Source organism: Frankia sp. R82 (assembly GCF_023716925.1).
Classification (GTDB): domain Bacteria; phylum Actinomycetota; class Actinomycetes; order Frankiales; family Frankiaceae; genus Frankia.
In genome coordinates, this window is the sequence record NZ_JAMQQG010000014.1 from 1 (window position 1) to 11751 (window position 11751).

The following is an 11751-nucleotide window of genomic DNA, read 5'->3' on the forward strand; positions in this document are numbered from 1 at the left end:
CGGTGCGCGGCTACACCCGCTGCCAGCGCTGCGGGCGGTCCCGCTCGGTGTACCGGGTCTTCGGACTCTGCCGGGTCCACGCGGGTGAGCAGGGACTGGAGGCCGAGACCAAGCGGGTCGGGCAGGGAGTCGTCGTGGCGGGCTGGCTGCGGACGGCTGCGGGTGATGATCTGGCCGGGCACGCCGACGACGACCGCGCCGGGCGGCACTTTGCGCACCACGACGGCGTTGGCACCGATGCGGCTGTCGGCACCGACGGTGAACGGGCCGAGCACCTTGGCACCGGCGCCGATGACGACCCGGTCGCCGATCGTCGGGTGTCGTTTGGTGGGTTCGAGGCTGGTGCCGCCGAGGGTGACACCGTGGTAGATCGTCACGTCGTTGCCGACCTCGGCGGTCTCACCGATGACGACACCGGTGGCATGGTCGATGAACACGCCGTCGCCGACCTGGGCACCCGGGTGGATCTCGGCGCCGGTGAGCGCCCGGGCGACGGTGGCGCCGACGCGGGCGGGCAGCGGCAGGCCGTGCGTCCACAGCCAGTGGTTGACCCGGTAGGCCCACAGCGCGTGGACGCCGGGGTAGCACAGGGCGACCTCAAGGCTGGAGCGGGCGGCCGGGTCACGGTCGCGAGCGGCGCGCAGGTCGCGACGCAGCTGCCCGAACCCGGCCGCCCGGCGCCGGACGGGCAGGGGTGGGGCGAGCCTGCGCGGGGCGGGCCTGGACATGGTCAGTCCTCGAGGCCGGCGAACAGCGGGGTGGACAGGTAGCGCTCACCGAAGTCGGGCAGCACGACGACGATCAGCTTTCCGGCGTTCTCCGGCCGGGCCGCGACCTTCAGCGCCGCCACCGCCGCGGCACCCGAGGAGATGCCGACGAGCAGTCCCTCCTCGCGGGCGAGCCGGCGGGCGAGCACCATCGCGTCCTGCGCCTCGACCTGGACGATCTCATCCACGATGGCGGTGTCGAGCACCTTCGGGACGAAGCCGGCGCCGATGCCCTGGATGGGATGCGGCCCCTTCGCGCCGCCGGAGAGCACCGGGGACGCGGCCGGCTCCACGGCGACGAACCGGGCGGACGGCCGGCGCTCCTTGATGACCTCGGCGACACCGGTGATCGTGCCACCGGTGCCGACACCGGCGACGAGGATGTCGATCTGCCCGTCGGTGTCGCGCCAGATCTCCTCGGCGGTGGTCGCCCGGTGGATCGCCGCGTTCGCCGGGTTCTCGAACTGCTGCGGCATGAAGTAGCGGGAGTCACTCCTGGCGAGCTCCTCGGCCTTGGCGATCGCGCCACCCATCCCCTCCGGACCGGGGGTGAGCACGAGCTGCGCGCCGTAGGCCCGCAGCAGCATGCGGCGTTCCACGCTCATCGTCTCGGGCATCGTCAGCACGCACTGGTAGCCGCGCGCCGCGCACACCATCGCCAGCGCGATCCCGGTGTTGCCGCTGGTCGGCTCGACGATGACCGTGCCCGGCCCGATCGCGCCGGCCGCCTCGGCGGCGTCGATGAGCGCGAGGCCGAGCCGGTCCTTGACGCTGTGCGCGGGGTTGAACGACTCGAGCTTGGCGACGACCTGCGCCCCCGCCCCCTCGGTGACCCGGCGCAGCCGCACCAGCGGGGTGTTCCCCACCAGGTGCGTGATGTCCTCGGCGATCCTCATCGACGTCCCTACTCCTCGCACCCGTGCCCGCCCGTGTTCACGGGGCGCGCCCGGCCTCGTCGGCGTTCCGGTCCATCGGCAAGGGTATGTCGCGGGTCCGACCGGACCGCCCCCTGTGGGCCACCCGGCCCCGTTCCCGACCGTTCCCGACCGCTCCCGGAAAGTGCGCTGCCGTCTGCAGCCCGCCAGACCGGTCGGGCCTGCCGCGCGTCAGGTCAGCCGACGACCGCTGCTGCCAGCGTTTACCGACGGGCCGGATACAGTGAGCTGATTTCATCGTTGTAGGTGACCGACGCGCAGGTACGGGGGTCTGGCCGTGTCCATCGTGCATGGTGCCGGCCGGCCCGCGGGGGAACGCGGCGGGCCGGTCATCTTTGTCGGCAGCTCGGGGAAGTCGGTCGAACGCGGGATCGTCACGAGGCTCGCCTCGGAGCTGGTCGATCTCTTTGACCTGCATCTGTGGCGCAATGCCTTTCCCGCCGGCTCCTACATCCTGGATGTGCTGGTCGCCGAGCTGGACGTCGCGGACGGGGCGTTGCTGGTATTCGCCGCCGACGACGAGTACGCCCGCGAGGAGGGAGACTTCGTCGCAAGCCGGGACAACGTCATTCTCGAGTACGGCTTCTTTGTGGCGGGCCTGGGCCGGGACCGGGTCTTCATCGTCGCCGAGACCGGCGTCACCCTGCCCTCGGACCTGACCGGGCTGACGGTCGAGCGGTTCGATGCCCGTGACCAGGTCACGCTCGGGATCACCCTGGACAACTGCGCCCGGAAGATCAAGGAAAGGTGGCGCTACCTGCCGCCGCGACGCTCCGGCGGCATTGCGGACGACGGGCCTGCGGCCGCCTTCGGCTACGCGGAGACCCTGCGGCGGACCGGACGCCGGTTCGCCGACACCGTCGCCCGGGTCGAACAGGTGCCAGGCGCTCTGGTGGCTGGGGTGCCTGGCGGTGGAGTACCTGGCGGCGCCGAGCTCCCGCCCCGCGGCAACCAGGTGCCCGACTCGACGGTCGGTGGGGACGCGCTGGTGTTCGACTCGGCGGAGGCCGCACTGTCGACCTACGTCGAGGCCCTGGCCCGCGTCGAACGGCGTTTCTGGACGACGACCTTCCTGTCCAGCGGTTTCTGGAACAGCCCGCAGCCGGGCGTCCTGTCGGCCAACAACCGGATGATGAACCGGCTGCGGGTGTCCGTGGGACAGGCCCGGCGCCTGTTCCTGCTGGATTCCGAACCGGAGGCGGTGCTCGCCGGCATCCGCGCCGACCGTATCCATCTGCGGGCCGCCGGACGCAGCCGGGAGCTGCGCCGCAGCGCCAGCGAGTTCGAGCACATCAAGCGCAATGTGCGCCGGATGGTCGCCACCGGCTGCGAAGTACGGGTCGCCTTTGACTCGCAGGACCTGCACACGGCTCTCCCACCCGGACTTCTGGACAATCCAGAGGACACAGAGCTTGCGATCTACGACGACTTCCGCGTCGACGCCTTTGCGGGAGGCAGCGTCGGCCAGGTGCTCCAGGTGAAAAGCTTCTGCCCGACCGTCGAGCATTTCGAGACCTACCGGACGGCCGCCGAGGGATACTTCGACGACCTGTGGCAGCAGGCGCAGCCCATCGAGGGGTTTCTCGAAGCCATGCAGCGGGCGTTCGACTCGGCGCGCACCCACATCAGCTACACGTCGAACTGGCTGGTGGACTACGAGTTCGACCTCGACCGGGTGGACTCCCGCCTCAAGGCCGCGGAGGCCGCGCGGGTGCACGCCGTCCTCACCGCTGCGGGCCGCTGGGGAGAGGTGGGCCGCTACCTGGATGTCGGCACCTGCACCGGCCGCTACCTCCTGCTCATGCGGGATGCGGTGCGCCCCGACGGCGAGCTCGTGGGCATTGACGAGGACCTCGACTGTGTCCGGTTCACCGAGGCCGCCCTGGACCGGCACTGCCCACAGGAGACCCGGATCAGGGTCGAATGCTCGGACTTCCTCACCGTGCCGACGGACACCGGCCCGTTCGACACCATCACCTGCATGCTCGGCACCCTGTCCCACTTCGGCTGGAACCGGGCTCTTGACCACGATGACGCGTTGCAGGACGCGCTCGTCCTCATGCGCTCGCTGCTGGCGGACGACGGCCTGCTGATCCTCGGGACCTGGTCGCAGCTCGCTCGCGACCGGCACGCGATGTTGGCGATCTACCAGGACTCCGACCGGCACCAGCTGGCCCGTTGGACGCCGCCGATCGAGGAGCTGCACACCCGGCTGCGGGAGGCGGGCCTCGAGGTCGTCCGGTTCGAACGTCCGGAGGCCCGGCTCGACCTCACCGTGGCCCGGCCGGTCACGGCCTGATCTCGCCGGTGCGACCGGGATCATCCGCACCGGCTGTCCACACCGTGGTCGGCTGGACGCCCGGACAACGGCAGACCGGAGGTCAACATGTCATGCTGATCGGGTGATCGGCGGGGGCGACGAGGGCGCCCTCGACTGCTTCGTGTCGTACGCGCAGGACGCGCGCCCGTGGGCCGAGTGGATCGCCGACACGCTGGAGGTCGACGGCCTTCAGGTCGCCATCGACTGCTGGGACGTGGTGCCCGGCACCCACCGCATCGCCTGGCTCAACCGATCCACCCTCCACGCCCGCCAGACCATCGCCGTGGTCTCCGACGGCTACCTGCGTTCCACCACCGCGGTGGACGAGTGGGGAGTCGCCTGGTCCGCCCGGCACGACCCGCCCGGACGACCCCGAGGTGACGGCGCGGGGCCCGCCGAGCCCGGCGAGCCCGGCGAGCCCGGCCGCAGGCTGCTGGTCGTGCGGGTCACCGAACAGCCGATTCCCGGGTTGCTGGGGCAGATCGCCCCGATCAACCTGGTCGACCTGAGCCCTCGCGCCGGACGGGAGGCGCTGCTTGCCGCCGTCCGGGGGGATCGGCCCGGCCACGAGGCCCGCGAGGCCCGCGCCGGCGGTCCGCCCCGGCATCCCTACCTGGCGCTGCATCCCAGCGAGCTGCCCACGGTGTGGAACGTGCCAACACCGCCGGTGGCGCTGGTGGGGCGGGAGACGTCCCTCGCCCGGGTGGACGCGGCGATGGCCCGGGCGCCGCTGGTCGCCGTCACCGGGCTCGCCGGGGTCGGCAAGACGAGCCTGGCCACCGCGTACGTCCACGCGCACCGCGCCGAGTTCGACGCGGTCTGGTGGGTGCCCGCCGCCCAGCCCAGGCTGCTCGACGAGCGCATCCGCGCCCTCGCACCGGAGCTGGGCCTGCCCGCCCACGCGCCGCCGGCCGCCGTGCTCGCCCAGCTCGACCGGGCCGAGGCCCGCTGGCTGATCGTCCTGGACAACGCCCCCGACGCGGCCCTACCGGACTGGCTGCCCGTCCCGGGGCCGTTCGGGTCGGGCCGGGTGCTGGTGACCTCCCGCAATCCCGACTGGGACCGGCTCGGCGCGGCCGTCGCGCTGGCGCCGATGGAACGCCGGGAGTCCGTCGCGCTGCTCACCGACCGGATCGCCGGCATCGAGGCGACCATCGCCGGCCGCATCGCCGAGCAGCTCGGCGACCATCCGCTCGCCCTCGACCAGGCCGCGCACCGCATCCTCGCCGGACGGTTACCCGCCGAGACCTACCTGGCGGAACTCATCCGCGCCCCACGACGTCTGCTGGCCGAGGGCGAGGCCCCCGGCCGTCCCGGCAGCACCGCCGCGAACCTGTGGGACGAGTCGCTGCGGGCCCTCGCCGCCGACTCCCCCGCCGCCGCGGAACTACTCCGCCTGGTGTCCCGCGCCGACGCCCAGGGCCTGCCGCTACGCCTGCTCACCGCCGACCCGCTCATGCTCGCCGACACCGTCGGCGCCCTGGAACGCTCGGGTCTCGCGCACCGGGACGGCCCGTCGGTCACGGCCCACCGGCTGGTCCGCGCCGCCGTCCGTGCCGACACCGCCCCCGACCACGCCGCCGAGCTCACCCGCACGCTGCGCCGCCTGCTGCGCACCGCCCTGCCCGAGCGGATCACCGCCACCCCGGACGCCTGGCCGGCCTGGCGCGAGCTGCTCCCCCACGTTCTCGCCGCCCTGGACGGCCCCGAGGACTCCGACGGCCCCAACGACCCCGACGGCCCCAACGACCCCGACGGCCCTGCCGAGACCGATCGCACCGACGGCCGTTCGGCCGAGCGCCCATCCCGGCCGGACGACGACCTGCACGCCGCCTGGCTCGCCGAGCATGCCGCCGCCTACCTGGTCGAACACGGCCAGGGCCGGCAGGCCCTGCCACTCGCCCTGCGGGCCGTCGAAACCCGCGGACGACTCGCCGGCGCCGACCATCCCGACACCCTCACCGCCGGCGCCACCGCCATCCACGCCGCGATCGCCGCCGACCGCCTCGCCGACGCGGGCCCGCTGGCCACCCGACTGCTCACCGAACGCCGCCGCATCCTCGGCCAGGACCATCCCGACACCCTCGCCAGCGAGGCCACCCTCGCCACCGCCTACGAACGCGCCGGCCGCTTCGACCGCGCCCTGGAGCTCCTCCCCCACACCCTGGCCGACCGCACCCGCCTGCTCGGCACCGAGCACCCCGACACCCTCGCCACCCGCCACCAGCTCGGCCGCGCCCACGACGGCGCCGGCCACCCCGACCAGGCCCTCGACCTGCTGCGCGCCGTGCGCACCGACCGCCGCCGCCTCCTCGGCGAGGACCACCCCGCCACCCTGGAAACCACCCACCAGCTCGCCGTCACCTACAGCCGCCGCGGCGCCTTCGGCGACGCCCTCCCCCTGCTCGAACGCACCCTCACCGCCCGCACCGCAGTCCTCGGCGAAGACCACCCCGACACCCTGCACACTCGCCACCAGCTCGGCGTCGTCCTCTCCGCGTCCGGTCGGCTCAGTGAGGGGACCCGGGAACTTGGCATCGCCCTTGACCGGCGCGAACATGTCCTTGGCCCTCGCCATCGCGACACCGGCGAGAGCGCGCAGAGCCTCGCCGAGGCACACCTGAACAGCGGCAACACGGAGCGAGCTCTGTCACTGTTTGATCGAGCTCTTGCGGCCCGCGAGGACTCTCACGGCCCCGACCATCCGTTGACGAACCGCACGCGGGAAATCCTTTCCGAGGTGTACCTGCGTTTGGACCGTCCTGGCGACGCCGTCCCCCATCTCGAACGCGTTCTTGACGGATATGAGCAGACAGCTGGCGCGGCGTACATCCGAACCGTCGACGCCAGGGCCGACCTTGCCTCCGCCCTTCGTCGCAACGGCCAGGCGGAGGAGTCCATACCGCATCTGGAACAGGTGCTGGCGGACCGTGGCCGAGCTTTCGGCATCGCGGATTCCCGCACCCTGTGCACGGCGGACGACCTCGTCGCGACCTATCAGGAGGCTGATCGACGGCACCTACCGAGAGCCCTCTGGCTCAGCCAGCGGACTCTGGAGACCCGCAGACATGTCCTCGGCCGTGCCCACCCCGACACCCGCGACAACGAGCACAGCCTCGGTGAGCTCTACCACCGGGCCGACCAGCCGCGAACCGCCGCCCAGCTCTACCGGGACGCACTGCGTGAACGCATGCGCGAGGACGGGCCGTTCCACCCGGACACCATCCGGGCCCGTCGGTCCCTTGCCGACGCTCAGCAGGCCATTCAGACAGAACGGAACCCGAGCGAGCGACCGTTCCAGGCCGAGCCGAGACGGGATCGCTGGTAACCAGAGGTTCCAGGGCGGCGTCCGATGGCGCGGTCAGTCGCCGCGATCGCCGCCGTCAGAGCCGCCTGCACCGGACTCTCCTGCATCGGGCCTCAGCAACCTGTCCAGCTCGCTCTCCCGGGCCCTACGCGCGGACAGGTCCTCTTCGGACGGACGCCGATCCCGCGCTTCGCGCTCGGCCTCCTGCCGTTCCCGCCGAAGCCGCTGGAGCAGCTCCTCAGACCACTTCTCAGACTGCTCGGCGAAGAGCTGGTTGGTCACGTCGTTGCCGTGGCGGGCGTCCCAGACCCGGCTGGACGAGCCGTCCCAGTCCACGGGACGCAGTAACGGGCGACCGTCGCCGCCTGGTGCATCAGCATCGGTCCTGGCCGCATCGACGTCGAACTCCTCAAGCCCGGACTGGTCGGGGCCGGCCGGCATAGGACCACCCGCCTCCGCCGATTCTACAGGCAATGGAGAGGTCGCACTGGAGTCGGGCTGCCTACCAGATGAGTCGTCTGGCCTTGCCATCCACGTCCCTTCCAGAAATCGGCGGTGACAACGTCAGTATATGTGTTTGCGCGCGTTTTCGACGACAGTCCGAAACACACATGGACGCCGACGTTCCTCGGCCCGCACCAAGCACGACCTTGATCCCAAACCGGCTTCGGCCATAGATCGGGGCCAGTCAGCGACACTTCACGCCGCACCGCATCGCAAATGACATCCGCGACACATGCTGCGATACTCGGCCGCCCTCCTGGTGCGGCTGGCGTCAACCAGCCACCTCCGACACGTACCCGTGATGCGGTGGCGAGACCTTCTACTCTGATCGGATGCCTTCGGTGGAGATCCGCACCTGCGATCAAAGTGATCTTGAGATCCTTGACCGATACATCCCGACAGGAGGCCAGATGAGCCATCACCGCCGGCGGTTCGAACGGCAGAGTAGGGGCACTGCCGCATACCTCGTGGCCTGGCTTGCCGGGCGGCCCGTGGGACATCTACTGATCATCTGGGCGGGCTGCGACGTCGACCAGGTGCGCTGGGAGACCGCTGGATGCCCAGAGCTGAACGCGCTTGGGGTTTGGCCACCGGAGCAGCGCCGGCAGGGGACAGGCCGGGAGCTTCTTCGTCAGGCCGAGATGCTGGTCTCCGCGCACGGCTACCGAGTGGTCGGGCTTGGCGTGGCCAACGGCAACCTCGAAGCTACCCGCCTCTACCGAAGCCTCGGTTATGTCGCGCGGGTGCAACGTTATGTCGATCGTTGGACCTGGGTCGACCATGATGGCGTGGAGCACGAAGAAGCAGAGGAGGCGAGTTTTCTCGTCAAGTACCTCGAGACCGCAAAGAAAAGATCGCCGATTTATTGAATTTTTCCGGGTAGCCCTTCGGCGGCGTTGCATGACGATAGGTGGTGTGCTGCCAGTCAGACAGTTCTGCGGCGCCCGACGTTCAGGCCGTCAGACGTTCACAGGAACTGTTCAACGGGTGGCAGTAGTACAACAGCCAAGAGTCGCACGGCGATGTCGGAGCGGGCGGGACCAGGATGCTCATTGAGATCGTCGACCGGTGACCGTGGGCGTGACGTGATCGAAGAGGGTTCCGTGCTGGGCTCGCAGGGTGGACTCGACGGAGGTGGCGAGGGCGGTGTCGTGGACGAGTAGGCCGAGTTCGATGTTGGTGGTTTCCGCTCGGTAGGAGAAGTTCGCGCTGGTCGTCAGCACGACCGTATGGTCGATGACGATCATTTTCGCGTGACTGACCAGGGGGCGGGGCGCGCCGGGCAGCGTGGTGGTGGCGAACACCGTGGCGGCCGGAAGGTGGTCGGCGACCTGCTGCGGGGTGCCCGCGACAGCGTCGACGTAGACGGTGACCGTCGTCTCGGGGCGCAGCGACGCGGCCCGCAGCGCGTCCCACATTCTGGAGTGCGAGGTGAAGTTGTAGCTGGCGCAGGTCACCGAGATCCGCGCGCCGTCGATGAGGCGCAGCACCTCGCTGGTCAGCCGGCCGTGTGTGCTCTGGGGGCCGGGCATGGTCCACACCGGGGTGATGCTGGTGCGGATGGAGCGTGCTCCGGCGATCGCGCGCAGAATCGCGGCAGCGGAAGAGACGTCGTCATGGCCAAGCCCGGCAGCACGCAGTAATCGTCCCGCTTCGGGGCGACGGATCCGGGTGATCTCCCGCAGGGCACCGGTCGTACTTTCGCCGGCTTCCAACGCCACGACGAGCCGCTCGGCCTCGTACTCGGTAAGGAACTCCCCAAGCGCCCGGTGCGGGTCAGCGGTGTCAGAGGCGGCATCGGGATCAGACAGCATCGGCGGCGCCGAAGAATGCGGGCACGGTGTCGCCGTTGCTGGTGGGCAGACGCAGCAGGAAGCGGCGGTCGAGGAAGCGGTTGGCCTTCTCGCAGGACGTCTCGGAGGCGAAGCAGCAGCAGTGGCAGGCCGCGCCGTGCAGGAAGTCCTCGGGATCCCGCGGCACCCGGCCGGCACAGACCGGGTCGGACGAACAGCGGCTGGCCCGGCGCAACGCCGAGACCACCAGGGCCTGCAGGCGCTCCGGCTCGCCGAGGGCGACCAGGCCGCCGAGGGTGCCCTCGCTGTCGGCGGCGGTGGTGGCGATGAGCAGGCCGGCGGCGGCCGGGCGAGTGTCGGTGGCCGGCCAGGCGTAGAGACGTTCGCTGAGGCTCGCCGCGCCGTACCCGCAGGCCATCGCCATCTCGCGGATCAGCAGGTGGGCGAGGGTGTGCACGAGCCAGTAGCGGGGAGCCGGCAGCCTGGTGGCGGGGTCGACGAGCGCGGCGGTGACGGAGAAGCGGCGGGTGAAGTTGCGCTCGTGCGCCTGCCGGTGGGCCGTCCAGATGCTGGTCTGCAGCACCTGAGCCTCCCAGGCGGTCACGGCGGGCTCGTCGAGCTGCAGGAACACGCCTTCGCCACGGTCCTCGGTGGCCGGTACCCAGGTCGGGGGCCGGGTGGAAAGCTTGACCAGCCGGCCGCTCACGTCGGCGACCCGGTCGAGCTCGTCGATGCGGGTGAAGCCGATCATGGCGTTGATCTTCTTCATCCGGTTGACGGCGATGACCCGGCTGATCGGTGCGGGCAGCCGCTCGCCGGTGGCCTGCTCGGTGACCATGAGTCCGCTGGCGTTCTCCTGACGCGCGAACAGGCTGGGCTTCTGCAGGTACTCCCATTCGGGGACGAGCAGGTCCACCGGGTCCCAGGTGCGCAGTCGCTCCTCACGCTCCTGTTCGTCGGGGGGTGGGGCGAGCGCCTGGACGGCGGCGGCGAGCAGGTCCTCGTCGCTGACACCGGTCAGGTCGGTGCGGCGGTCGAGCATGGTGCGCATGATGCCCGGGAGTGTCGCGACCGCCGTGATCTCTTCAGCTGAGCAGGCCGCCCGCAGGGTGTCGGCGAGGACGGTGCGCTGTTCGCTGGTGGTGCGCGGCATGACGATGACGGACTGGGTGGCGGAGAACCACAGGTTCGACGCGCCCATCATGATCAGCTTCGTCTGGTTCTCGCAGCCACGGTCGAAGGCGTTCAGGTGCGGGTGGCGGCCCCGACAGGTGGGGAGTTTGCGCTGCCCGGAGTCGCCGCGGGCCTCGCCCATGCTGCGGGTCGTCTGGCAGGCCTCGCAGCGCACGATGGCGCTCGCGCCCTGCCCGATGTTGGTGTCGATGAGCTTGAGCTGCGGTGCCTCGGCTCCCCTGGGGCAGTCGTTCCCCCGGTGGACCCACAGCGCATAGGGGAACTCGTCCAGATGCCCGTCGGGGCAGGCCAGCAGATAGCGGGCGGGCACCGCCGGGCTGCGCCGCTGCCGTTTCTTTGGCGCTTTGCCCTTCCCGCCCGGGCTGGGCTGGTCGTCCGTCTGCCGGCGCCGGCCGGGACAGCCGACATGTTCGAAGCAGGCGAGGTCTGGGCGGAAGGGATGGGTGTTGGTGTATTCGAACCGGGCGAGTGGTCCGAGGAAGTCGCAGCCGGTGCAGCGCATCCACTGCGGAAAGACCCGTGCCGGAATGCCGAGGTCGCTGCCGTCGGCGGAGCGGGCGTGCGGCACCGGCTGCCAGGGGAACGGGCGCAGCTGGCTGACCTTCGGTAGCAGGATCCGGATGGCGTCCAGCAGCCGCGGCTCGTCGATCTGGGGGACGAACTGGCGGCGGCGCCAGATCGGTTCCCAGTCGTCCAGGCCCGCCGGCATGATGGAGAACTGCGGCAGATCCATGACCGATCCGATGCCGAAGGTGTACAGCAGCGCGGACGGGCGGGCCGAGCCGACCTTGGCCCTGTTCTTCACCTGGGCGTCCTCGGCGTCACCGAGCGGGTCCAGTGGAAAGGTCGAGGCGAGCAGCATCGTCGGCACGTCCACCGGTGCTGCCGCGTTTCCTCCCGCGGGGGGCGCGTTGGGATCGAGTGCGGTCAT

At 70.9% G+C, this 11751-nt stretch carries 7 protein-coding genes and 2 pseudogenes; 4 read left to right on the top strand and 5 right to left on the bottom strand.

The annotated features are described in order from the left end of the window. Positions 1-84, top strand: a pseudogene (gene rpsN, locus ND747_RS04370) (30S ribosomal protein S14); the annotation flags it as partial. 131 nt (positions 85-215) lie between these two features. Here rpsN and cysE read toward each other — a convergent pair. Further along, positions 216-728: pseudogene (gene cysE, locus ND747_RS04375) on the bottom strand (serine O-acetyltransferase); the annotation flags it as partial. 2 nt (positions 729-730) lie between these two features. Next, positions 731-1663 (bottom strand): cysteine synthase A, encoded by a 933-nt coding sequence (gene cysK / locus ND747_RS04380; protein WP_251731982.1) that lies wholly within the window; start codon positions 1661-1663, stop codon positions 731-733. Between the two features lie 316 nt (positions 1664-1979). Between cysK and ND747_RS04385 the strand changes: the two genes are divergently transcribed. Then, positions 1980-4001 (top strand): TIR domain-containing protein, encoded by a 2022-nt coding sequence (locus ND747_RS04385; RefSeq protein ID WP_251731983.1) that lies wholly within the window; start codon positions 1980-1982, stop codon positions 3999-4001. Between the two features lie 103 nt (positions 4002-4104). Further along, positions 4105-7350 (top strand): toll/interleukin-1 receptor domain-containing protein, encoded by a 3246-nt coding sequence (locus tag ND747_RS04390; RefSeq protein ID WP_251731984.1) that lies wholly within the window; start codon positions 4105-4107, stop codon positions 7348-7350. A 33-nt stretch (positions 7351-7383) separates the two neighbouring features. Here the strand turns inward: ND747_RS04390 and ND747_RS04395 are convergent, their stop codons facing one another. After that, a complete protein-coding gene (locus ND747_RS04395; protein ID WP_251731985.1) occupies positions 7384-7770 on the bottom strand; it encodes a hypothetical protein in 387 nt (128 codons plus the stop codon). Positions 7771-8174: 404 nt separating this feature from the next. Between ND747_RS04395 and ND747_RS04400 the strand changes: the two genes are divergently transcribed. Next, entirely contained in the window at positions 8175-8702 is a 528-nt protein-coding gene (locus ND747_RS04400) for a GNAT family N-acetyltransferase (protein WP_251731986.1), read from the top strand. A gap of 180 nt (positions 8703-8882) precedes the next feature. Here the strand turns inward: ND747_RS04400 and drmC are convergent, their stop codons facing one another. Continuing rightward, on the bottom strand, positions 8883-9647 hold the full coding sequence (drmC, locus tag ND747_RS04405; RefSeq protein ID WP_251731987.1) for a DISARM system phospholipase D-like protein DrmC: 765 nt from the start codon (positions 9645-9647) through the stop codon (positions 8883-8885). Continuing rightward, the gene (gene drmB / locus ND747_RS04410) at positions 9637-11751 is read right to left on the bottom strand and encodes a DUF1998 domain-containing protein (RefSeq protein WP_251731988.1); all 2115 of its coding nucleotides are present in this window, start codon (positions 11749-11751) and stop codon (positions 9637-9639) included. Before drmB ends, drmC begins: the two co-directional genes overlap by 11 nt.